At 43.5% G+C, this 21,823-nt stretch carries 26 protein-coding genes, 3 pseudogenes and 1 riboswitch; of the genes and pseudogenes, 22 read left to right on the forward strand and 7 right to left on the reverse strand.

Annotated elements, in window-relative coordinates; translation table 11 throughout:
* The 5 genes from H539_RS32645 to H539_RS0123590 form a co-directional block, all read left to right on the forward strand.
* The coding region (locus H539_RS32645; RefSeq protein WP_218970929.1) for a hypothetical protein at positions 1–180 on the forward strand (180 nt) is incomplete at its 5' end.
* Between the two features lie 130 nt (positions 181–310).
* Positions 311–1,030 (forward strand): SGNH/GDSL hydrolase family protein, encoded by a 720-nt coding sequence (locus H539_RS0123575; RefSeq protein WP_026695563.1) that lies wholly within the window; start codon positions 311–313, stop codon positions 1,028–1,030.
* Between the two features lie 219 nt (positions 1,031–1,249).
* Positions 1,250–2,272, forward strand: a complete 1,023-nt coding sequence (locus H539_RS0123580) for an ROK family transcriptional regulator (RefSeq protein ID WP_026695564.1) — start codon at positions 1,250–1,252, stop codon at positions 2,270–2,272.
* Between the two features lie 139 nt (positions 2,273–2,411).
* Positions 2,412–3,635: an MFS transporter gene (locus H539_RS0123585; RefSeq protein ID WP_026695565.1), complete on the forward strand. Its 1,224-nt coding sequence runs from the start codon at positions 2,412–2,414 to the stop codon at positions 3,633–3,635.
* A 208-nt stretch (positions 3,636–3,843) separates the two neighbouring features.
* Entirely contained in the window at positions 3,844–4,239 is a 396-nt protein-coding gene (locus H539_RS0123590; RefSeq protein WP_026695566.1) for a VOC family protein, read from the forward strand.
* An 84-nt stretch (positions 4,240–4,323) separates the two neighbouring features.
* Here H539_RS0123590 and pdxR read toward each other — a convergent pair whose 3' ends face one another.
* A complete protein-coding gene (gene pdxR / locus H539_RS0123595; protein ID WP_026695567.1) occupies positions 4,324–5,715 on the reverse strand; it encodes a MocR-like pyridoxine biosynthesis transcription factor PdxR in 1,392 nt (463 codons plus the stop codon).
* A gap of 147 nt (positions 5,716–5,862) precedes the next feature.
* Here pdxR and H539_RS0123600 point away from each other — a divergent pair, with 147 nt between their 5' ends.
* From H539_RS0123600 to H539_RS0123640, 9 genes are all read left to right on the forward strand, one after another.
* Positions 5,863–6,756: a DMT family transporter gene (locus H539_RS0123600; protein ID WP_026695568.1), complete on the forward strand. Its 894-nt coding sequence runs from the start codon at positions 5,863–5,865 to the stop codon at positions 6,754–6,756.
* Between the two features lie 18 nt (positions 6,757–6,774).
* Positions 6,775–6,921 carry a sugar phosphate isomerase family gene (locus tag H539_RS33190; protein WP_281171467.1) on the forward strand — a complete coding sequence of 49 codons (147 nt, stop codon included), beginning with the start codon at positions 6,775–6,777 and terminating at the stop codon, positions 6,919–6,921.
* Positions 6,918–7,124 (forward strand): DeoR/GlpR family DNA-binding transcription regulator, encoded by a 207-nt coding sequence (locus tag H539_RS33195; protein WP_026695569.1) that lies wholly within the window; start codon positions 6,918–6,920, stop codon positions 7,122–7,124. The genes H539_RS33190 and H539_RS33195 overlap by 4 nt, the downstream gene beginning before the upstream one ends.
* Before the next feature lie 328 nt (positions 7,125–7,452).
* On the forward strand, positions 7,453–7,908 hold the full coding sequence (locus H539_RS31120; protein WP_281171468.1) for a 2'-5' RNA ligase family protein: 456 nt from the start codon (positions 7,453–7,455) through the stop codon (positions 7,906–7,908).
* Positions 7,909–7,985: 77 nt separating this feature from the next.
* A riboswitch (TPP riboswitch) is annotated at positions 7,986–8,098 on the forward strand.
* Positions 8,099–8,152: 54 nt separating this feature from the next.
* A complete protein-coding gene (locus H539_RS0123620) occupies positions 8,153–8,914 on the forward strand; it encodes a 3-oxoacyl-ACP reductase (RefSeq protein WP_026695571.1) in 762 nt (253 codons plus the stop codon).
* A gap of 138 nt (positions 8,915–9,052) precedes the next feature.
* The gene (locus tag H539_RS0123625) at positions 9,053–10,243 is read left to right on the forward strand and encodes an aminotransferase class I/II-fold pyridoxal phosphate-dependent enzyme (RefSeq protein WP_026695572.1); all 1,191 of its coding nucleotides are present in this window, start codon (positions 9,053–9,055) and stop codon (positions 10,241–10,243) included.
* A 17-nt stretch (positions 10,244–10,260) separates the two neighbouring features.
* Positions 10,261–10,734, forward strand: coding sequence for a YbaK/EbsC family protein (locus tag H539_RS0123630; RefSeq protein ID WP_026695573.1), 474 nt, complete (start codon positions 10,261–10,263; stop codon positions 10,732–10,734).
* Between the two features lie 54 nt (positions 10,735–10,788).
* Positions 10,789–10,935 (forward strand): DUF3941 domain-containing protein, encoded by a 147-nt coding sequence (locus H539_RS31800; RefSeq protein ID WP_155890228.1) that lies wholly within the window; start codon positions 10,789–10,791, stop codon positions 10,933–10,935.
* A 145-nt stretch (positions 10,936–11,080) separates the two neighbouring features.
* Positions 11,081–11,461 (forward strand): heme-copper oxidase family protein, encoded by a 381-nt coding sequence (locus H539_RS0123640; RefSeq protein WP_026695574.1) that lies wholly within the window; start codon positions 11,081–11,083, stop codon positions 11,459–11,461.
* Positions 11,462–12,085: 624 nt separating this feature from the next.
* Here H539_RS0123640 and cotJC (H539_RS29580) read toward each other — a convergent pair.
* Positions 12,086–12,433: pseudogene (gene cotJC, locus H539_RS29580) on the reverse strand (spore coat protein CotJC); the annotation flags it as partial.
* 61 nt (positions 12,434–12,494) lie between these two features.
* Here cotJC (H539_RS29580) and H539_RS0123655 point away from each other — a divergent pair.
* Together H539_RS0123655 and H539_RS31805 are read left to right on the forward strand one after the other, a co-directional pair.
* Positions 12,495–13,997, forward strand: a complete 1,503-nt coding sequence (locus tag H539_RS0123655) for a recombinase family protein (RefSeq protein ID WP_026695576.1) — start codon at positions 12,495–12,497, stop codon at positions 13,995–13,997.
* 68 nt (positions 13,998–14,065) lie between these two features.
* Entirely contained in the window at positions 14,066–14,236 is a 171-nt protein-coding gene (locus H539_RS31805; protein WP_155890232.1) for a hypothetical protein, read from the forward strand.
* A gap of 49 nt (positions 14,237–14,285) precedes the next feature.
* Here the strand turns inward: H539_RS31805 and cotJC (H539_RS29585) are convergent.
* The 3 genes and pseudogenes from cotJC (H539_RS29585) to H539_RS0123675 form a co-directional block, all read right to left on the reverse strand.
* A pseudogene (cotJC, locus tag H539_RS29585) lies at positions 14,286–14,516 on the reverse strand (spore coat protein CotJC); the annotation flags it as partial.
* Positions 14,517–14,532: 16 nt separating this feature from the next.
* Complete coding sequence (locus tag H539_RS0123670; RefSeq protein WP_026695577.1) at positions 14,533–14,799, reverse strand: spore coat protein CotJB; 267 nt, start codon at positions 14,797–14,799, stop codon at positions 14,533–14,535.
* A gap of 1 nt (position 14,800) precedes the next feature.
* Positions 14,801–15,007 carry a spore coat associated protein CotJA gene (locus tag H539_RS0123675; protein WP_035323964.1) on the reverse strand — a complete coding sequence of 69 codons (207 nt, stop codon included), beginning with the start codon at positions 15,005–15,007 and terminating at the stop codon, positions 14,801–14,803.
* Between the two features lie 131 nt (positions 15,008–15,138).
* Between H539_RS0123675 and H539_RS0123680 the strand changes: the two genes are divergently transcribed.
* The 3 genes from H539_RS0123680 to H539_RS0123690 all read left to right on the forward strand — a co-directional run bounded on the left by H539_RS0123680 (position 15,139) and on the right by H539_RS0123690 (position 17,580).
* Complete coding sequence (locus H539_RS0123680) at positions 15,139–15,345, forward strand: hypothetical protein (RefSeq protein ID WP_026695579.1); 207 nt, start codon at positions 15,139–15,141, stop codon at positions 15,343–15,345.
* A gap of 91 nt (positions 15,346–15,436) precedes the next feature.
* Entirely contained in the window at positions 15,437–16,417 is a 981-nt protein-coding gene (locus H539_RS0123685; protein WP_026695580.1) for an aldo/keto reductase, read from the forward strand.
* Positions 16,418–17,019: 602 nt separating this feature from the next.
* Entirely contained in the window at positions 17,020–17,580 is a 561-nt protein-coding gene (locus H539_RS0123690) for a histidine phosphatase family protein (protein WP_026695581.1), read from the forward strand.
* A 124-nt stretch (positions 17,581–17,704) separates the two neighbouring features.
* Here the strand turns inward: H539_RS0123690 and H539_RS0123695 are convergent, their stop codons facing one another.
* Entirely contained in the window at positions 17,705–18,142 is a 438-nt protein-coding gene (locus H539_RS0123695; protein WP_026695582.1) for a C40 family peptidase, read from the reverse strand.
* A 514-nt stretch (positions 18,143–18,656) separates the two neighbouring features.
* Between H539_RS0123695 and H539_RS0123700 the strand changes: the two genes are divergently transcribed.
* On the forward strand, positions 18,657–19,181 hold the full coding sequence (locus H539_RS0123700) for a CbrC family protein (protein ID WP_026695583.1): 525 nt from the start codon (positions 18,657–18,659) through the stop codon (positions 19,179–19,181).
* 374 nt (positions 19,182–19,555) lie between these two features.
* Here the strand turns inward: H539_RS0123700 and H539_RS33475 are convergent.
* Positions 19,556–19,768, reverse strand: a pseudogene (locus H539_RS33475) (hypothetical protein); the annotation flags it as partial.
* Between the two features lie 320 nt (positions 19,769–20,088).
* Here H539_RS33475 and guaC point away from each other — a divergent pair.
* Positions 20,089–21,072: a GMP reductase gene (guaC, locus tag H539_RS0123715; RefSeq protein WP_026695585.1), complete on the forward strand. Its 984-nt coding sequence runs from the start codon at positions 20,089–20,091 to the stop codon at positions 21,070–21,072.
* 134 nt (positions 21,073–21,206) lie between these two features.
* Positions 21,207–21,668, forward strand: a complete 462-nt coding sequence (locus H539_RS0123720) for a GNAT family N-acetyltransferase (protein WP_026695586.1) — start codon at positions 21,207–21,209, stop codon at positions 21,666–21,668.
* Positions 21,669–21,823: the final 155 nt, after the last annotated feature.

Genomic DNA, 21,823 nt, shown 5'->3' on the forward strand with positions numbered 1-21,823 from the left:
AGCTGGGGCCCCTTCGGACAGGTTGGAGCATTCAACGAGGAAAGTAGTCCGAAGCCGGAGTCCCTTCGGACCGGTTCTGGCACCAGACGAAGAAAAGTAGTCCGAAGCCGAAGCCCCTTCGGACAGGTTCAGTCATCAGAAGACGAAAGCAGTCCGAAGTCATCCCAGCTTGAAGGGTGACATCATCAATCAAATGAAAAACGTCCTGAGACAAAAACAGGATATAAGCATCCAAACAAAGAAAGCTTTCTTGGAATATCCTATTAAACCCTATATGATTAAAGAGTACTGGTTTGATAGGAGGATGTTTATGAAAATTTTGTGTTTTGGAGATAGTTTGACCCGGGGAGTTACGTATTTTAATGGACGCTTGAGAATCTTGAAGAATAATTATCCGAAAATCCTCCAGGAATTAATCTTGAAAAATAGTAAAGATGAAAATGAGGGCGGGATTACGGTCATTAATAAAGGGGTTTTTAACGATAACTCGGATTCACTGATGAAGAGATTCGAGCGGGATGTTGTGGGCGAAAGACCTGATTATGTGATTATTGAAATAGGCGGGAATGACTGTGACTTTGCATGGGGTGAAGTTGCTAAAGAGCCGGATGGGGAACATCAGGCAGCTGTGCCGCTGGATCGGTATATAGGAAATCTGAAGTCCCTGATCCTGAATATAAAAAGTGAGAACATGACACCGATTCTATCAACTCTGCCGCCTTTGGATCCAGTCCGCTACTATAAACGTATTACGGAGAATTTCAGTTCTAAGGTGAGTGACTGGATTTGTAAAGCTGGAGGAATCGAGCATCATCATAGTCTTTATAATCGCGCACTAAAAAAAATGGCCGAAGAGCTGGATGTCTTTATGGTCGATGTCAGAAGTGCGATTAAGTATGCAGGAGATTTAAAGGATTTAATCAGCGATGACGGCATTCATTTGACGGAAAAAGGATATGAGGTTTTTGCCGAGGAAGTATTTCAGAGATTATTCGGCCGTTTGGAAACAGATTTGAAAACCATAATATGATATGAAAAAAGTCGTTTGCAAACGGCTTTTTTTGCCAAACAACATTTTCAGCCTGGGAAGAGAACCATTATACGTTTAGTAAAAGGCCGCCCGGTTTTTTTATGCTGATGAAAAAAGACTTGCTGAAATCTTCTTGAAATTTGAAATTCACCGAAAAGCTATGATAAAGTTACACCATCAATTATTAAAGAAGTTTAATAAGTCTTTGGCGGTGATGGTTTGAAAGAAAAATTAGCGACTCCCAAATCGTTAAAGGGAGCCATGATGCGGGGCATACGGACTACCCTTTTAAAACTTGGAAGCGCCACAAAAGTGGAACTCAGCGAAACCTTGGGAATCAGCTTCCCGACCATCAGCAAGTTTCTATCCGAGATGGAAAGCGAAGGGGAAATCCTGCTGGCCGGCCTGGATGATTCCAGCGGCGGGCGGCGGGCAAAACGGTATATATACAATCCCGAATATATGTTAGGCTTGGCTATATTTCTGGAGAAAACAGAAACGAATTATACCATTTTTAATTGTGTGGGAGAAAGTAAGGAAGATGGAAAAGCAGAAAGTGTATTAATGGATAGCAGGCTGGAAGCACTGACTCGCTGCATTGAAGGTTTATTGGCACGGTTCCCCAAGATTTGTTCGATTGCCATCGGCGTACCGGGTTCGGTGGATCACGGCCGGGTTTTTTATATACCAGGCTACGAACAGCTTCAAGATTTTGATTTAAAAGGATACTATGAGGATCGGTTTTCAGTTCCGGTTATTGTAGAGAACGACATGAATGCAGCGGTTCTTGGATTTCACCATAACGGAGGAATGAAGGAAAAGCAGTCCCTTATCTATTTGTATTCCGGTCAAAATGGACCTGGCGCCGGGATCATGGTTAATGGAGATATTGTACGGGGGAGAAGCTTTTTCTCCGGCGAGGTCTCCTTTGTTCCGCTGTATGATGAACGTAACTTTCGGGAGGCATTGGAAAAGGAAGGTGAATCCAAAAAACTGCAGATGGCAGGGGAGATTGAAGTGGACGCCGTCAGCAGGCTGGTGGCTTCATTTACTGCGATGATCAACCCGCATACTATCATTTTCTGTAAGGATGAAGTGGAAGATGCCTTCCTTGAAAAAATTGCTGCAGCAAGTGCGGCTTATATCCCCTCCGAACATCTTCCGGAGCTTATTGTGAGTGATTGGAAAAAAGACTATTTATTTGGACTGCAGCATTTAGGTCTGAATCTAATGCTGTCTTAAACAAGGGTCCTCTAAAAGGGTTTAAGAGGCCCCAATCTTACTACGCTAATTAAAGATAAGTATTAAGTATTTATTTGGATACTTATTAAATTGTTTTAATAAGTATAGAATAACCTTAAATAAAAAAGGGTGAGGAAAAATGGCTCTGTTTCTATTAATCATTATTTACCTGGCATTTATCAGCTTAGGACTGCCAGATTCATTATTGGGATCAGCATGGCCGGTCATGCAAAAAGATTTTGGAGCACCGCTTGAAACTGCAGGCTTTCTTTTCATGGCCATTGCAGGCTGTACAATTATTTCGAGTTTAATCAGCGGCAGGGTGCTGAGGAGATTCGGTACTGGCAGGGTGACTCTGGTCAGCTGCCTGATGACAGCTGTCAGTTTGCTTGGGTTTCATTTTGCACCTTCGCTCCTTTGGCTGATTGTTTGTACAATTCCGCTTGGCCTGGGTGCAGGAGCTGTGGATTCAGGATTGAATGATTATGTAGCGGTCCACTATAAGGCACATCATATGAGCTGGCTGCATTGCTTTTGGGGAATCGGCGCCACTGCCGGCCCTTTGGTTATGTCCTATTTTATATCAGGAAAAAATTCATGGAGAACTGGCTATCTCGCCATTGCCGGGCTTCAGTTCGCATTGGTTGTTATTCTTTTCTTTACATTGCCGTTATGGAACAGAAGGCAGGAAAACAGAAAGGAGCCAAATGATTCAGTTGAATCCAATGTAGAAGTTCCCCGGCAGATAAAGCCTGTTAACATACAAGGCGTAAAATTAGCCATGGTTACCTTCTTGCTTTATTGCGGAGTGGAGGCAGCCGTGGGTCTCTGGGGAAGCAGCTTTCTGGTAAATGTAAAAGAGCTGACTGCAGGAACTGCTGCTGGGTGGGTTTCCTTTTATTACGGAGGAATTACCATTGGAAGGTTTATCACAGGCTTTATTACCTTTAAAATGAATAACCAAACACTCATACGGATTGGGCAATTCACAGCATTAGCAGGGGCCATCCTGATCGTCCTGCCGTTGTCCTCCATTTTTTCACTCGCTGGTTTTATTATCGTAGGACTCGGTTTGGCACCGATCTTCCCATGTATGCTGCATGAAACACCAGCCCGCTTTGGCAAGCAGCATTCCCAGACCATCATGGGCTACCAAATGGCGCTCGCTTATACCGGCAGCACATTCATGCCTCCTCTGCTTGGTTTCATTGCGACTCATTCCACGATCCATGTATTCCCGTACTGGATTGTGGTGCTGGTGGGAGCCATGCTTTTTACATCAGAGAGATTAAATCGGTTATTGAAAAAGAAAGGCCTGATGGAAACGAAGAATCCGGGAGCTGGGGATATCATTCAAATGTAGGCGTAAGGAGAGATAACTAAATGAGGGGGGAAGCAAAATGATTAAGTTAGTGATATCCGATATGGACGGTATTTGAACAATAGACTAAAAGAATCATGAAGCAGAAAGGGGCTGCCTGCCATTGAATTTAATTCGATCCTATATATAATAATAGATAGAATCTGTAAACGTATACATACACCGAATATTTCAAATAGGGAGGTCCTTTATGGGAAGGTTAGTTCATTTCGAGATTCATGTTAGTGACATGGAGCAGGCCAGGAAATTTTATGGTGAAGTATTTGGATGGGAATTCCAGGATTGGAGTGAGTACGCCGGGATGCCATACTTCGGTGCAGTTACCGGCAAGGAGGAGGAACCCGGCATCAATGGTGCATTGATGCAGAGGCAGAGCGCGCCGCCGGAACCGAATCAGGCATTAAATGGGTTTGCTTGCACCATGGGAGTGGAAAATTATGATGAGACAGAAGCCAAAATATTGGAGTTTGGCGGAAAGACGGCCATGGCCAAATATGCGCTTCCGGGAATGGCGTGGCAGGGATACTATTTAGATCCGGAAGGAAATCTATTTGGTATCCATCAGCCGGATAATGATGCTAAATAAAATTTAATGTAAGGTTACATACTGAGCTGCCGATCCGGCGGCTTTTTTCTTAACTGTTTGCGGGGCAGGAATGAAGCTGCCTTGTTATAGCCCCCAGGCAGCTCTTAGTTTTCCTATGCCTTCACGTATGAGTTCTTCAGAAATCCCTGTGAAACCAAGGAAGATGGTTGAAGCAGGAGGCTGTGTTTGATAAAAAGGAGAAGCAGGATAAATGTTCACGCCATGTTCTTCTGCCTTCTCAATCAGCTCTTTTTCCAGATAGGCAGAGTACACATCCAGCATGAGATGAAGTCCAGAGTTCTCCCCGCGGATCTTTACATTCCTTCCTAATTCACTTTGTATGGCTTCTAATAGAATTCCTCTTTTTCTTTGATATAATTTTCTCATTTTGTTTGTATGCCTCTGCCATTCTCCGCATTTAATGAATTCAGTCAGGGTTAACTGACTGTGGCAGGATACCGTCTGTTTATACAAAGAAGTGATTTCCCTGCCTTTTTCTATGAGCGGCTTCGGCAGAATCATATAGCTGATGCGCAGTGAAGGCAGGAGGGATTTTGAAAAGGTGCCCATATAAATGACAGAGTTATGCAGATCCTGGCCCTGCAGGGATGGAACAGGCAGACTGCTGTATCTAAATTCCCCCTCATAGTCATCCTCAATAATGTATGATTCATTTTCTGCAGCCCATTTCAGGAGCTGAGTTCGTCTGTTCATTGACATAACGGTTCCCAGCGGAAATTGATGAGAGGGCGTGACATATACAAGACTTGGCTGATCTTCCTGGAGTTTCTCGATATAGATTCCTTCTTTATCCACCGGTATCGGAAGGACCTTCATAGAATTTAATTCGAAAATTTTCCTCGTTCTTGGATAACCAGGGTCTTCAAAACCAATAGAACTGCCAGGGGCAAACATTTTACATAAAATTTGCATTAAGACAGGGTTCCCGGCACCGATGATGACTTGCTCAGGGAGACAGCGGACGCTGCGCGAATGGTATAGATGCTCTGTAATGAGTGTCCTCAGTTCCAGTTCTCCTAAAACATGTCCCGGATGAAAAAGCTCTGGACCAAATCGGTCTAAAACGTTGACCATGCATTTCCGCCAAGAGGAAAAGGGAAAGCGGGCAGAATCCACATTTCCATAGTAAAAATCGATCAATTGTTTATTTTCTATTGGTTCTGGATGTATGGATCCTGTGCATGCAGTAGGGATGTCAGGGAAATCAGATTCCTCATAATCAGCAAACCAGCCGCTTCTTGGCTTACTCACAATATAACCTTCAGCGGCAAGCTGTTCATAAGCTCGTTCTACGGTTGTCTGGCTGATCGACAGCTGACTGGCGAGGTGTCTTTTGGAGGGAAGCTTCATTCCTTTTTGAATCCTGCCTTTATGAATATTTTCTTTAAAATACTGATAGAGCTGCAGATAAAGCGGAGCATCCATTCCTCGATTTAAAAAAAACGTGATATCCATGTGTGGTTTCTCCTAACTGGCATGGCTAATTTTACGAAAACTGGCTATTTGCTAAAAAATCTTTCCAGTTTATCATCATTGTAATCCATAAACAAGGAGTTTGATAAGACGTTCCATGATCAAAAAATAAGATTTGAGGTGAAGTGAATGAACAAAGCTGTAAATGGATGGGTGAATGGGTTTATAGGAGTACTTATCTTCAGTGGGTCACTGCCCGCAACACGCTTGGCAGTGGGAGATTTTGATCCACTGTTCCTCACTGTCTGCCGGGCTTCGATTGCAGGTGTACTGGCAGGAGCCTCCCTTCTAGTCTTCCGGCAGCAGCGCCCTTCAAGGGGCGATATAGTCCCTCTTTTAGTCGTGGCCATTGGAGTGGTCATGGGGTTTCCGCTTCTGACCGCATTAGCCCTTCAATATGTAACGTCTGCCCATGCCATTATCTTCATCGGGCTTCTTCCGCTCTCTACCGCAATCTTTGGCGTTCTCAGAGGCGGGGAGCGTCCCCGTCCGGCGTTCTGGATTTTTTCCGCAGCAGGCAGCTTCCTTGTCACCGGCTATGCCCTTTTCCAGGGTGGACCATCATCACCGGCTGGTGACACTTTTATGCTGTTTTCGATTATCGTATGCGGCCTGGGATATGCAGAAGGAGCCAGGCTCTCACGCAGGCTTGGGGACTGGCAGGTGATATCCTGGGCTCTTGTTCTGTCGCTGCCCGCAATGCTGCTGCTCTCATTGTATTTATCTCCGGTCACGTGGAAGGGCATAGGTCATCCTGCCTTGTTCAGCCTTGGTTATGTCAGCATATTCAGCATGCTTATTGGCTTTGTGTTCTGGTACCGGGGACTTGCCCAGGGCGGCATAGCAGCAGTCGGACAGCTGCAGCTTCTCCAGCCTTTCTTTGGACTTCTGCTTGCTTCCGTAATTCTCCATGAGAAAGTCAGCTGGCTGCTTGTCGCAGTGAATATTGCCGTTGTATTTTGTGTGGCAGCTGCCAGACGGTTCTCAAAGAAACCGGAAGTTCCTTTAAATAACGAGGCCTGACAAAATTAGTACGCAGTCATTTCTACCGGAGGGCAGCTTCTTCCAAAGTCCTTATCCTATGTCGGTCCGCCCGAGGAACGCTCGCTCTCCAGCTATCATGTCAATAAGGCCTTCCTCTCCTGCAAGGGGAGTTCATCTCGAAAGAGGACTGACAGATTCGAATGAAATTCCAGGCGCTATTAAAAAAGCATATGATGAACGTCGCTGACCAGACGATCCTGCTGGCAGACGCCAGTAAATTCGGGGTGCGCACCTTCACGCACATCACCGAACTCCCCAATATCAGCCTGGTCATTACGAATGGAGAGATTGAAGGATTGTATGAGGATGGATTGAAGGAGAAGGGAATTCAGGTCCAGACGGTATAATTAGTGGCGCATGAAGGCAGTGTTCTCAGGACCAAACTGCGGCGGCTCCATAAGAAATGGTTTAGATGAATGATCTCAAGACCCAAATGGGGCCGATCCGCCAAGAACTGGTTCAGAGGAAGGGTCTCAAGACCAAAATGGGGACTGCTCCGCTGAAAACTGGTTCAGAGAAGGGTTCTCAGGACCAAACATGAGCCTACTTGAAAAAAGGTTTATGGAAGGAATAAAGAACAAGCCTAAGGGTTAGAATTGAGCATACCATAAAGGAGGACAACCCTTTGATTCAGAGATCCATCTGCATTTTCCCTCTTTTACAGAAATAGAGCGAATTAACGCACTCAGACAGAAACTCGATCCTCTGTATAAGTATATCCCGCCGCACCTTACCCTCGTCTTTCCATTTAGGAGTACAATAAAAACAGCTTCGTTAAAGCAGCACATAGAAACGGCTGTCCAAAATATAAAACCTTTTGATTTAACTCTGAACGGAATTTCAGGCTGGAACAATGAATATTTATTTTTAGATGTAATAAAAGGTTCGAAGGAAATCGCCATGCTCCATGATACCTTATATAAAGGTCTTCTTTATGAGTTTTTAAATAAAGAAATTCTTTATGTTCCTCATATGACAATAGGGAGATTTGAGGACAAGGAAAAATGGGAAGAAGCGCTTAAGGATCTTAAGAATTTCAATCATGTGTTCACAGATTTGGTGGAAGAGATCTATGTAGAAGTCATAGATGAAGAACAAAATTCCACGATAGAGCTGGCTGTAAAGCTGTGAACCACTAGTTAGGGATTCACAATCCTTTCCGATTTTGTAATATAGTTATAAAATATAAGATAACAAAACCATATACAGCATTCTACTAGGGGAGCCTGTAACCCAGGCTGAGAAAGAAGCGGAAGAGCTTTTTGACCCTTATGGACCTGATCTGGATCATGCCAGCGGAGGGAAGTAGTTTTTAGTGAATAAAACTAGGGCCTTTCTGTGTCCTGGTTTTTTTATATTAAAGGAGGAAGCAAATATGAAGATATCAGAACAAACTGTATTGGTAACAGGTGGAGGCAGGGGGTTGGGTGCTTCCATAGCGGCCGCTTTTGCAAAAGAAGGGGCAAATGTGGTGATTAATTATTATAAGAGCAAAGAAATAGCCGAGGAGCTTTCCAAGAGTTTAGGGAACAGGGTTATTGCTATAAGAGCCGATGTTAGGGACAAAAATGAAGTTCATGAAATGGCTGCAAGAGCAAAGGATCACTTTCATACCGGAATCACTACCATTGTGAACAACGCGTTGATCGATTTTCAGTTTAATCCCCTTACCCAGAAGAATGTGTTTGAGCTGGAATGGGACAGGTTCAACACACAATTCGAAGGAAGTATAAAGGGTGCTTTAAACACGGTACAGGCATGTGTTGCTGATATGAAGAAGATGGGGTTTGGCCGGATCATCAACATCGGCACCAATTTGTTTCAGAATCCTGTGGTTGCCTATCATGAATACACGACCGGCAAAGCGGCACTGCTGGGCTTTACCCGGAATCTTGCGAAGGAGCTCGGCCAGTACGGCATCACGGTCAACATGATTTCCGGAGGCCTCCTTCAGTTGACGGATGCAAGCAGTGTTACGACTGAAGAGGTGTTTGGCATCATCCGGTCTGCGACTCCGCTGCAAAGAGTAACAACACCTGAAGAATTGGCGGATACCGCACTATTCTTCTCGTCTCCATGGGCAAGGGCAGTAACAGGGCAGAACCTGATGGTGGATGGCGGATTGGTGATGGATTGATAAGGATGAAAAGCGCTTCTTACAGGGGCGCATTTCTTCATCTGTGTCTTTCAGACTATTTTGACAAAGGGGCTGTTTGATAGGATAATGTAAAAATACTCAAGTATATAAACTATGATCTTCATAAAGGAGGCACCCATGAAATTTGCAAAAAGAATGGAACTGTTTGGGGAAAGTATCTTCACCAAGCTGACAGAAATCCGGAGAAAACGTGAGGAGAAGGGGGAGCCTGTATTTGATCTAAGCATCGGTACGCCCAATATCCCGCCGGCCAAACATATTATTGAGGCTTTGAGCTCGGCAGCATCCGATGAAAGAAATTACATATATGCGATTAACGACCAGAGTGACCTGCTGGAAGCGGTGAGCGGCTGGTATCAGAATAGATATCGTGTTGAACTTGATCCAAAAACAGAGATATGTTCATTATTGGGATCACAGGAAGGACTCACCCATATTTCGCTGTCGATTGTAGATAAAGGAGATCTGGTGCTGGTCCCGGATCCGGCTTATCCTGCTTTTATTCACGGACCGCTGCTTGCAGGAGCGGAGCTATATTATATGCCGCAGAAAAAAGAGAATGGAGATGTGATCCGGCTTGACGATATCCCGCCGGAGATAGCAGCAAAAGCAAAGCTTATGCTGGTTTCTTATCCGAATAATCCTACTGCTGCAGTGGCACCCGATTCATTTTATGCCGAATTAGTGGCATTTGCGAAAAAATATGACATCATCATTCTTCACGACAATGCTTATAGTGAGCTTGTATTTGACGGCCTGAAAGGCAAAAGCTTTCTTTCGTTTCCGGGTGCAAAGGGAGTCGGGGTCGAATTCAATTCCTTATCAAAAAGCTACGGTCTAGCTGGGGCCAGGATTGGTTTTTGCGTTGGGAATAAAGAGGTTGTGGCTCAATTAAAAGCCCTGAAGTCAAATATGGACTATGGCATGTTTTTTCCGGTTCAAAAGGCTGCCATCGCTGCCATAACAGGTGATCAGCACTGTGTGGAAACAGCGAGGGAGGCATATAAAAAGCGACGGGACGTCCTCTGTGAAGGATTCACGGAAATAGGATGGGAGATGGAAAAGCCAAAAGCCACCATGTTCATCTGGGCCAGGATTCCTTCTCATTATAAAAAATCCATGGATTTCGCCATGGATTTGATTGAAAAAGCCGGAGTATTGGTGACGCCCGGAAGTGCCTTTGGTCCATCTGGCGAAGGATTTGTCCGGATTGCGATGGTGCAGGATGAAGAAGCTTTAAAAGAGGCGGTACGAGCCGTAGAAAAAAGCGGCATCTTAGAGCGTGAAGTTGTAATCATAAATCAGTAAAAGGATAGTGGAATCACATGTCACTGCAAGAAGTAAAAGCGTACTTTAAACAATATGAAATGGAAGAGCGAATCATTGAGTCTGAGGAATCCAGCGCAACAGTGGAGCTGGCAGCGAAAGCATTAAACTGTGAACCTGAAAGAATTGCCAAGTCTCTGTCTTTTCATTTGGAAGACCGGGTGATCCTGATTGTAGCTGCCGGGGATGCTAAGGTGGATAACCGGAAATTCAGGGATGAATTTGGTGTGAAAGCCAAAATGCTGAAAGGGGAAGAAGTGGAACCCCTGATTGGCCATCCGGTAGGGGGAGTCTGCCCCTTTGCTGTGAATGACGGGGTAGAGATTTATCTGGATGAATCCTTGAAGCGATTCCACACCGTTTTTCCTGCCTGCGGAAGCGGCAGCAGCGCAATCGAATTGACCATTCCTGAGATGGAGGAGTATTCCGCACATATGAAGTGGGTGGATGTATGCAAAGGCTGGCAGGAATAATATGTCCGCCCATAACAAAGCTTAATATCATATTTGGTGGAAGGAGGAGAGAACATGAGCGTAAAATCAAATCCTGCTACAAAAGATGATAACGAGCTGCCAGAAGACCATAATGCCAGAAACCGTGAAAAGAATATCCATGAACAGCATAATAAAGAAAAGGGCAGACACAGCTATTCCAAAAAAACAGATCATTTGTGATCCGCTAAGCCCTAAACTTTTCTAGCAAAGGTTCGTTTTTTTGAACTGCTAAAAAATACTAGGCTTTTGGTAATTTCTGCTCATCTTTTCCAGAATCCTGACTATAATCTAATGGGACACCATTACTTTTGTAGGAGGGGATAGTTTGGGGAAGTCATTTTTAAAAGCGGCTGGCGTTTATTTTGTGATCGGGATATTGATGGGATTAACGATGGGAATCATCCATGATTTCCGATTGGCCTCGGTTCATGCCCATATCAATTTACTGGGCTGGGTGTCCATGGCATTATTCGGCTTTTTCTATCATCTTTATCCCGAGGCAGCAAAAACAAAAATGAGCAGGACACATTTCTGGCTGCATCATATCGGGCTGCCGGTCATGATGCTGGGAATAGCGGCTCAGACATTTGGAATGGAATCTGCACTAGGTGCTGCCATTGCGGGTTCAATCGCAGTGGTGCTGGGTGTCATCTTCTTTGCGGTCAATCTTTTCAGGCATGTGAACCTCAGGGAAGCATCTGCCTGAGAACATGGAATAGGTAAGCTTAAAAGACACCCGGCTGGGTGTCTTTTAGGGTTTTTTTCCCCTGTGGAAGGCTAGATCCAAAAAGGATAAGCCTAGGGCCATTCCCAATGCGGTCATCAAGAACCCATAAGAATGATTTTTTGCTGAATGAAAAAAATAAATACCGATATAGGTTGTGAAACTGAATAAAAGGAACAAAGTCCATGCTTTCACAGTCCTTTTTTTCATTTCCTTCCAATTCAGTTTCCGCGCGTTCCATATAGATGCAGTAAATATGTATATTACATAGAATAAAAGAAAAATGAGATAACCCATGATATATGGAGTGGAAAATGAGTTATTTATATCCTTATATACAATGAATAAGGTGACGATGGTACTTAAGAAAGCTATAACAAACAAACTAAATTCTATCACTCTATAATTCTTTCCCATTTTACACAACCTTGGCATGTTCTATGTATGTCAACTGATTATCTCAAATTGAAACGGCTTTGTAATTGGCAATTTTTATAGAGTGCTGACAAGCTGACATCTTTTGAGGCCGCTGTCCATATATAATGATGGAAAGGCTGTTAACATGATTATAAGAAAAAAGCTGTGCAGAACACAGCCCCTGGAGTGTTAGAAAATTTTCTTTCGGTCCCGTTCTTCCTTCAGAATCTCTACGGCTTCCCGGAACCTCATGGAATGAACGACCTCTCTTTCCCTTAAAAAACGCAGTCCATCATTCAAATCGGTATCATCTGAAATATCAATCAGCCACTGATAAGTCGCCCTTGCTTTTTCTTCAGCCGCAATATCTTCATACAAATCTGCAATCGGGTCACCCTTTGCCTGGATATAAGCGGCCGTCCATGGCACTCCGGCAGCATTCTGATAATATAGGGCTTTATCATGGTTTACATAATGATCTCCGAGCCCTGCCTCTCTCATCTGTTCAGGCGTTGCATCTTTGGTTAACTTATAGATGGAATTCAGCCTTCTACCTTGTATAATGATCATAAAGTACTCGCAAAGGAGCAATCGGAATTTGGAAAGAACCATAGCGAAGGTTGCTGTATACGTTAGGAAGTCCAGGGAAGACGAAACAGACGAAACTCTGAACCGCCAGCAGGCAGTATTACTGGAGATGTGTGACAGAAACGGGTGGCAGTACGAACTATTTAAAGAGGTAGGCTCTTCCCAGGATCTTGAACGCCGGGAACTCCAAAATATGCTCGAGAAGATTAAAGCCTTTCACTTTGATGGAGTGGTGGCTGCTGACCTGGATCGGCTTTCAAGAAATGTGGTTCATTTTGGCCAGATCAAGGAAACTCTGATTTCAGGGGGCTGCCTGGCCATCACGCCAAATAAAATCTATGACTTTGCCAAGCAGGAGGATGATCTGTTTTCAGATTTGCAGAGCGTCCTTGCAAAAAATGAATATCATACCATCAAGACCCGCTTACTAAGAGGAATCAGGCAATCAGCAAAATCCGGAAACTGGGTCGGCAAAAAAGCTCCGGCAGGCTATGCCTATAATCGCGGGACAAAACGACTGGTACCGAATGAAGACGCTCCGGTTATCAAAAGATTATTCATGGAATACGTTAATGGACTCTCCACAAAAGACATTGCCCACAAGTTTACCTTCGAGAATATCACGACTTCAGCAGGCCTGCAGTGGACATCTGCCGGCATCTCCAGACTTTTGAGCAGCCCCGTTTATGCGGGTCATTCTCTCTACGGAAAAACACGCCAAAAAAACGTCAATGGAAAAAGAAAAACCGAGAAGACTGCAGAAAATGAGCAGATCTTGATTGAGAATACCCACGAACCCATTGTTCCCCAGGAGCTCTGGGACAAGGTACAGCAAATAAAAAAGGAACGGAACTCAAGGCCTGCTTCATTGAAGCTCGCAAAACACAAATTTTCCGGATTGATCCGGTGTGCGTTATGTGAAGGGACGCACAGCTTTCAAACCTCCAAGTTTAACCGCAAAAGGATCACGAGCTGTCAAACAAGAATCTATAATGATCAGCTTGAAACGTATACAATCTGCAAAAATCAGGGCTGTAATCTGGATGACTTTGAGAAGCTCTTTTATTCCTATTTGGACAAATATGCAGACCGCCTTGAGGAATACACCCACTTAATCAAGGCTGCAGGCAGTTCCAATGCCATTAATCATAAGCAGGAAATCAAAAACATGCAAAAAACCATGCAAAAGCTGAAACAGAGCATAAAGCGTGTCCAGCAAGGCTTTATCACGGAGATTTTTACAAGAGAAGAAGCTTATCTTCAGGTAAAGAAATTCAAGGAACACATCAAAATGCTGGAAGACCGTACAGAGGAACTAAGAAACAAAGAAGGAATGAGTGAATTAGATTACATGGAGCGGACATTGGCTAAAATGAAAAGGTTTCTGGGAAATCAGGATATGCTGACGGAACGGGAGGCAAATGATATTTTAAAAGACTTTGTGGAAGTGATTTATTATAAGAAGACTGATCAAGGAATGGAACTGCAGGTTATGATGAAAGAGGAAGGGTAGTTGTATTCACTCCGCTTTGAATAGGACAAATCAAAGGCTTCATATAGTTTGATGAGGAGTGAGGTTCTTTGAGTACATCCAAGAAAACACTTGAGGACTATCTAAAAGGAAAAGAACCAAATTTCGAATCAGCTGTTGAAGGGATAGGCAGGCTCAGAGTTTATGGAGAACTGGATCTAGAGAAGCTTGTGAGGAAACTTTTAAAAAGCAGCTACTTTTGCGGGGGAGCGCGGGGTTAGAATCCCTCGCTTTTTTATTGGAAGTGAGTTGCATAATATAACGCTTCTATTTATAAACCATGGTTGCAATCATTTCTAAATGAGCAAACTCCTCTGTTCCAATATCGGTCAGCAAGCCAACGACCTTATCCGGAATCGTGTAGCGCTGGTTTAAATAGCGGAGTGCCGCCGCCAGCTCGCCATCAGCTCCGCCATACTGTTCCATCAGGAACTTGGCGAGCGTTGGATTGCATGTGCTGACTCTAACTGGATATTGCAATTTCTTTTCATATACCCACATCGATCTGATCCCCCTTTTATACTTGCCATGGCCATGGGCCTTTACCCCAATTCCAGCTGGATCCTGGATTATTGCTGACACCAAATTGCAGCAGCGGCCCAAATTTCTGCTCAAAATTACGCTTTAAGCTCTGTGAGTAGTCCGAATACTGCTGAAATTGAGCAAGTGCCTGTGTATCCGCGGGATGTGTATCGAGATAAAGGGTGAGCTCCACAAGAACAAAATCCGCAGCCTGTATCTGCTCCAACAATTGATAATATTCCTCACTCATTTGCTTAGCCATATCATGGGTTCCTTTTCCGGTACGGATTTTCATAATAATCGTAAAGCGCCTTCCACAGGGTGCCTCTTTTCAAAGCTTCCTCCGGTGAAAACTGCTCCAGGTTCGGCGGCTGGAAAGGAATGTACAGCTGCGGCGGTGTACTGTAATATTTCCTCTTCAGCGGCGGGCAAGGATCGAAAGGGCTGTGTAATGGCTTGTAGTATTTCATGGGGGAGAATTGTCCCGTATAGGTATTCACATTTTTCCTCCTTCAAGAGTCTGTCATAGTTCATCGTATGAGCCTGAAATGAAAATATACCTTATTTGGTATGGCTATTTATATCCACTTGAGTTAAGACCATGCTGATGACTGGATTGATTTACAAGCAGCAGATCATGAAGCATAATATGCAGGTAAACCAGCAATCCTTCGAGGATTACAAAGAAGACTATTTAGCGGCCGGGAAAATATGGAAAAGAAAAAGTGAGATTGAATGGACATCCCGCTATCCAAAGGATTGGAAGGAATTCAACTTCTGTATGCTCAAAGGAATCGATCTTCTGTAAGGATCCTGCCGCTCTTTGAAGTCAAGTTTTTTGTGAATGATGGAATCTATCGATATAATAGATACCAAAGTATTGAAAGAGGGTGCCGCAGATGGAATATACGAAGTTTGGGAATACTGGGATGGATGTTTCCCGTTTATGTTTGGGCTGCATGAGTTTTGGAGTTCCTGAGAGAGGGAATCACAGCTGGGTGCTGGACGAAGAGAAAAGCCGTCCCATCATCAAAAGGGCCATTGAATTGGGAATTAATTTCTTTGATACAGCCAATGTATATTCAGATGGAACCAGCGAGGAAATTGTCGGCCGGGCGCTGAAGGACTTTGCAAACCGGGATGAAATCGTTTTAGCCACAAAGATTCACGGGCGGATGCATGAAGGCCCTAATGGTGCAGGGCTGTCCCGTAAAGCGATCATGAGTGAAATCGATAAAAGCCTTAAACGGCTGGGCACGGATTATGTAGATCTCTATCAGATTCACCGCTGGGACTATCACACTCCGATTGAGGAAACCATGGAAGCCCTGCATGATGTTGTAAAAGCGGGAAAGGCAAGATATATTGGTGCCTCTTCTATGTATTCCTGGCAGTTCCTAAAAGCGCTTCATATAGCAGAGAAGAAGGGCTGGACCCGTTTCGTATCCATGCAGAACCACTTGAACCTTCTTTACCGCGAGGAAGAACGCGAAATGCTTCCGCTTTGTAAAGAAGAAAAAATTGCCGTCATTCCATGGAGCCCGCTTGCCAGAGGAAAGCTGACCAGGGATTGGGAGGAAACGACTTCACGCTCAGAAACGGATGAATTCGGAAAGAAATTATATGCTGCAACAGAAGAGGCAGACAGACTGGTTGTGCAGAGGGTGGCAGAGATCGCAGAGAATCATGGTCTCCCCCGCGCCCAGGTCGCTCTTGCCTGGGTTCTCCAAAAGGAGACGGTCACTTCACCGATCATAGGTGCCACTAAAATGTATCAGCTGGAAGATGCCGCGGCGGCAGTTTCCATCAGACTGACTCCTGATGAGATCAAGCATCTCGAGGAACCGTACATTCCGCACGGTGTTCTTGGCTTTCAATAAGTGAATGGGAAAAGACAGAGGATGAATCGTATATCGATTCATCCTTTTTTATGCTCTAATCTTGCTCCAAAATCCATCCATTTTTTTGATGGAGAAATTATCTAAAAAAATTTACAAATTTCTACAACTTTTCGTCGGAAACAGTCGTCTAATAAATAAAGGCCATTTAGGGTTAAAAGTTGAATAGAGGAATAAAGATTAAATGAATTTATTTTGGTTCGCAGAAAGAATCTCTGTTTTACATCTATGAATGGCTGCTGGGTGCGTGCTTATGATATCCATCCTATTAGCCATCAAGAATTCCATAACGATTAAACATGTACTTAGATGGCCGGCAATTTCCATTCTTGCATTCCTGCTGAACTTTTTTATTCTCAGTTTATACCTCGAACCTCTGACACAATACTACCCGATGTTATCATTTATTACGGAATCACCGTACTTACCATGATTACACATATCACTTCCATTAAAATAAGCAAAGACTTCAGGGCTCTTTCGATCATTTTTATCCTGGTCACCATTATTTTTACACTTTATATGATCTTTATGAACATGCTCTGGGGGCACGGTTTCTAATTCATTTTCTGGAGGGAATCTCTATGATTTTTGTGATACGGCATGGACAGACAAATCTAAATTTGGAAGAGAAACTGCAGGGGCGGGAAGGTCTTCCTTTGAACGGTGAAGGAATCAGGCAGGCAGAGAAATTGAGAGAAGAGCTCCGGGATATTTCTTTTCATTTAGTGTTCTCATCGCCTCAGAAAAGGGCAGTGCAAACGGCAGAAATCGTTACTGGAAGAAAAGCCATCATTGATTCGAGGATCGATGTGTTTGATTTAGGGGAAGCCGATAACTTAAAAGTAAACGAGGTGATCATGGACGGATATATTCCTGATCCGAAGGTTTATAAAGGGATGGAGAACAGGCAGAGATATCTAAAAAGAATCTTTGATTTTATGAGAGAACTAGAAAGATATTATAAAGAGAAGAATCTAAACATTTTGTTATCAGGCCATCGCTGTACAACAGGCTGTATAGGGGCATATTTCCAAGGGATTCCCGAAGACGGCAACATCCTAAGGCATTCTTCTAATCATGGCGGCTATCAAGTCTATGATTTCAAGTCAATGAATTCTGTAAAGTCCATACACCCGATCTAAAAGGCTTTGTTAGAATTGAATATACGAAAATCAATAACGAATAACAACAGAGCCTATAAAAAACGGAGGCAGCTCGTACAAAAAAGACGCCAGCATAAGCTGACGTCTTTACTAGTAATGAAAATTAGATGCGTTTAGCGCCGATAAACTTCGGCTTCCAATATGTATTGCTTGTGCTGGCAATAGATACTCCATGGGAAGTAGCAGCCTGGATCATCTTTCCGCTGCCCATATACATGGCAACATGAGTTGGCCTGGATGCCTTGTTAGGAGCAAAGAACATTAAATCGCCAGTGGCCAGCGTAGAAACCCTTTTCCCTTTTCCGTACATTTCTGCGGCCGTGCGGGGAAGAGTTTTACCTGCTTTGCTATAAGAAAATTTCACAAGACCTGAACAATCAAAACCGCTTGGAGACATTCCGCCCCATTTATATGGTACCCCTAATTCGCTTTTAGCGACTGAAATAGCTTTTGTATGATAAGTTGCAGCCTCACTCATAATCGGTGATGCTGTTCCAAGAATAGCTGCAAGAGAAAGAACACTGAAAAACTTTTTAAACATAGATGTTTACCCCCTGTTGTTATCGTCTAAACATACTATAAAGGATATTGGTAACATTGGTATAACAGGTATATTACAGTTTAATTACAGATAATAGGGTGGGCAGGAAGGTATTAGAAATATTAATAGATAGATTAGGAAAGGAAGTAAGGTAGTGGAAAATGAGGGTTTCTATCTGTAAACGGCATAAAGCATTGGTACAGAGCTGAAGGAGTGAACATAACACCATTCCTATCCTAGTTATCCATGGCGCACCATCCGGGAATCCATTTATCAATGAAAAACCATAGGATCCAGGCTTGAGGATACAAAGTATTACGGCTCCATCACTGATTATAACGGGATTTCGGAACGCATTGAACATTCAAAGCTGGTCATTTTAAATCAATATGGAAATAAAAAACTTTTTGCTCGAAAATGAATAGAGGGAAGGCTTTGCTGTTTTGATTGCCGCAAATATGGGGTATATCTTGTATCATCATGAAGAGAGAAGGAATAGCGAGGAGGAAGGGATTTGTCTCTGCCGGTTTTTAAATACAATCCTAACGCTCTTAGGCTTGGTTTCATCAAGCATGAGAAAACGGTCTGTCCGGTGTGCAAAAAAGAGAGGGAATATGTTTATGATGGTCCGTTTTACTCGGAAGAGGAAGTGGAAGGAATCTGCCCCTGGTGTATCAAGAATGGGTCAGCCGCCAGACAATTTGATGCAGAATTCCAGGATCCAGCGAGCTGTGAAGACGTCGATAAGGAAGAATATCTGGAGGAGCTGATATTCAGGACACCGGGGTATGCCGGCTCGCAGCAGGAATGCTGGCTTAGCCATTGCGGTGATTTCTGCGCCTTTATCCAATATGCCGATTGGAAGGATATTGAACGACATGAAGCAGAATTGCAAAAGGATATTGCAAGTATTAGTGAGAGCTATGGGATAAAGAAGGAACTCCTTCAAAAATTATTTAATGAGAGCGGGGTCCTTCAGGGATACCTCTTCCGGTGTCTTCACTGCGGGAAGCACCGTCTGCATGCCGATACTTATTAGCATTTTAGAGCTGGACTGAATTTTACGTTCAGTTTTTTTATGGCTCTGGTTGATTCCATAATGATTTTACAGCACATAGCAAGGTTACTACTTAGGGAGCGGCACATGGAACAGCCTGAACATTAATTTGATAAACTTAACACTAAAAAGCCATGCCTATTTCAATTCCCAAAAATGAGGCCGGTGGATATAAATAAGCTTAAGAATGAAGCCTTCAAAAAAATATATCCTTACGCACCGTTCTCATACGTAATATTGTCCGTCCGAATTTATACATACCTATCCAATAGGGCAGGGACTAAGAGAAAGAAAAAAGTAAGATACAAAAAACTCATGAATCAGGAGTTTTTTGTTTTTTTATGATTGAAGAAAGTTCAGCAGCGCTTTGTTGAATTCTTCAGGATGTGCCGCATTGATTCCAGTTCATGGGATCGCTTGCCGCTTACTACAAATGGAATGGCAGTGTCTCGTTGGAGGGGATTTCCGCCATTGAATTGGGGAGAAAGAGCATCCGGTGTTACAGGAAAATCAGTGGAACTCGTAAAGCCGGCTGCGTAGATATTTCCGGCTGCATCCACAGCAATCCGAAATCCCTCGTATTGCCTTTATTAGTCATTTTATATGCTTAGAAAATGGCGCTTAGGAGGATGAAAATTTTCTCTTGAAGAAAGGGCTTACAACATATCGCGGAAAATCTAATTTAATTTTTACTGCAGAAAGGCTGTTTAAATTGGCTATTTTAAAAAATACGTATGATTTTATTAATTGACATTATATCGTTCGTGTTTTATACTCTTTTGTGGACGGGAGATAGAAAAATGATGTTTCCTAAAATAAAATTGGTCGACCAAAAATTTAGAATAATAAGTTACTTAGTTGATAATTAAAGAAATTAGGAGTGTGCCTTATGGAAAATGTATTTGATTATGAAGATATTCAATTGATCCCTGCAAAATCGATCGTAAACAGCCGGTCAGAATGTGATACAACGGTCACTTTTGGCGGAAGGACTTTTAAACTCCCTGTTGTTCCAGCGAATATGCAGACCATTATTGATGAAAAAATTTCGATTTACCTTGCAGAGAATAACTATTTTTACATCATGCACCGCTTCCAGCCCGAAAGACGCCTTGAATTTGTAAAAGATATGAGAAAAAGAGGACTGTATGCTTCCATCAGTGTAGGTGTCAAGGAAGAGGAATACCGTTTCATTGAGCAGCTGGCGGATGAAAATCTGACTCCAGAATACATTACGATCGATATCGCACATGGACACTCCAATGCCGTGATTCATATGATCCAGCACATCAAAAAGCTGATGCCTGACAGCTTCGTGATTGCAGGAAATGTTGGCACACCCGAAGCGGTCCGTGAATTGGAAAATGCCGGTGCTGATGCAACAAAAGTTGGAATCGGACCAGGAAAAGTCTGCATCACAAAAATTAAAACGGGTTTTGGAACAGGCGGCTGGCAGCTGGCAGCCTTAAGATGGTGTGCAAAAGCAGCCAGCAAGCCGATCATCGCTGACGGCGGAATCCGCACTCATGGCGATATCGCAAAATCCATTCGTTTCGGAGCTTCCATGGTCATGATCGGCTCCCTGTTTGCGGGGCACGAAGAATCTCCAGGAGTAACGGTAGAAGTAGACGGAAAGCTTTTCAAGGAATACTTTGGCTCAGCCTCCGAATTCCAAAAAGGCGAACGCAGAAACGTAGAAGGAAAGAAAATGTACGTAGAATACAAAGGCAGCCTCATGGATACCCTGATCGAAATGGAACAGGACCTTCAATCATCCATCTCGTATGCAGGCGGAGACCAGCTCATGGCCATCCGCAATGTGGATTATGTAATCGTGAAGAACTCCATATTCAATGGTGATAAAGTGTATTAATCGCAGCAAATCCAGCAAGGGAACTTTCCCTTGCTTTTTTCTATATGATGATGACTCATACTATTCATTGTACGTATGGGAACTTATTCAATAAGATAGAATTGGATAGGAGAGACAGAAAGGAGCAGGTTGGTTTGAAGATTATCATAGATGATTTAACTGGATCTGAAATTGCAGCTTTAATCGGGGAGCATCTACAGGATATGGAATCACAGTCCCCTCCTGAAAGCATGCATGCTCTTAATCTGGAAAAATTGAGAGAACCCGGCATCACCTTTTGGAGCGCCTGGGAACATGGAGAGCTTTTGGGCTGCGGAGCCCTTAAGGAATTAGACAGTTCGCATGGAGAAATAAAATCTATGCGCACGGCATCCGGGCATTTACGAAAAGGAGTCGCGAAAAGGATTCTTACCCATATCATTGAAGAGGCAAAGATGAGGGGATACAGCCGTCTCAGCCTGGAAACAGGCACGCAGGAGAGCTTCCAGCCGGCACAGCTTCTGTATAAACGGTTCGGCTTTGACTATTGCCTGCCGTTTGCGGAGTATGTATTGGATCCAAACTCTGTGTTCATGACACTGAAGTTACTTTCCTGATAGTAGGCTGGTCGAAATGATTAGAAGTGCATAATAAAAGACCTCAATAATATGAGGTCACTACTCTGCATTTTCCAACTGTTTATAAGTTAGATACAATCGGATGTATGTCTGGGTTTGAATCATAATAGGTATTACCAATTTCATTATTGGAA

The organism is Peribacillus kribbensis DSM 17871 (genome assembly GCF_000430765.1).
Lineage (GTDB): Bacteria > Bacillota > Bacilli > Bacillales > DSM-1321 > Paraperibacillus > Paraperibacillus kribbensis.

Bases quoted from the DNA above. Each gene is read 5' to 3' on its own strand.
- H539_RS0123685 (WP_026695580.1), top strand. From the start codon at position 15,437: ATGGAATATACGAAGTTTGGGAATACTGGGATGGATGTTTCCCGTTTA.
- H539_RS0123670 (WP_026695577.1), bottom strand. From the start codon at position 14,799: ATGGCTAAGCAAATGAGTGAGGAATATTATCAATTGTTGGAGCAGATA.
- H539_RS0123630 (WP_026695573.1), top strand. From the start codon at position 10,261: ATGTCACTGCAAGAAGTAAAAGCGTACTTTAAACAATATGAAATGGAA.
- guaC (WP_026695585.1), top strand. From the start codon at position 20,089: ATGGAAAATGTATTTGATTATGAAGATATTCAATTGATCCCTGCAAAA.
- H539_RS0123680 (WP_026695579.1), top strand. From the start codon at position 15,139: ATGCTGATGACTGGATTGATTTACAAGCAGCAGATCATGAAGCATAAT.
- pdxR (WP_026695567.1), bottom strand. From the start codon at position 5,715: ATGGATATCACGTTTTTTTTAAATCGAGGAATGGATGCTCCGCTTTAT.
- H539_RS0123575 (WP_026695563.1), top strand. From the start codon at position 311: ATGAAAATTTTGTGTTTTGGAGATAGTTTGACCCGGGGAGTTACGTAT.
- H539_RS0123585 (WP_026695565.1), top strand. From the start codon at position 2,412: ATGGCTCTGTTTCTATTAATCATTATTTACCTGGCATTTATCAGCTTA.
- H539_RS31800 (WP_155890228.1), top strand. From the start codon at position 10,789: ATGAGCGTAAAATCAAATCCTGCTACAAAAGATGATAACGAGCTGCCA.
- H539_RS0123600 (WP_026695568.1), top strand. From the start codon at position 5,863: ATGAACAAAGCTGTAAATGGATGGGTGAATGGGTTTATAGGAGTACTT.
- H539_RS0123675 (WP_035323964.1), bottom strand. From the start codon at position 15,007: ATGAAATACTACAAGCCATTACACAGCCCTTTCGATCCTTGCCCGCCG.
- H539_RS0123695 (WP_026695582.1), bottom strand. From the start codon at position 18,142: ATGTTTAAAAAGTTTTTCAGTGTTCTTTCTCTTGCAGCTATTCTTGGA.
- H539_RS0123590 (WP_026695566.1), top strand. From the start codon at position 3,844: ATGGGAAGGTTAGTTCATTTCGAGATTCATGTTAGTGACATGGAGCAG.
- H539_RS0123620 (WP_026695571.1), top strand. From the start codon at position 8,153: ATGAAGATATCAGAACAAACTGTATTGGTAACAGGTGGAGGCAGGGGG.
- H539_RS0123690 (WP_026695581.1), top strand. From the start codon at position 17,020: ATGATTTTTGTGATACGGCATGGACAGACAAATCTAAATTTGGAAGAG.
- H539_RS0123625 (WP_026695572.1), top strand. From the start codon at position 9,053: ATGAAATTTGCAAAAAGAATGGAACTGTTTGGGGAAAGTATCTTCACC.
- H539_RS33195 (WP_026695569.1), top strand. From the start codon at position 6,918: ATGAAATTCCAGGCGCTATTAAAAAAGCATATGATGAACGTCGCTGAC.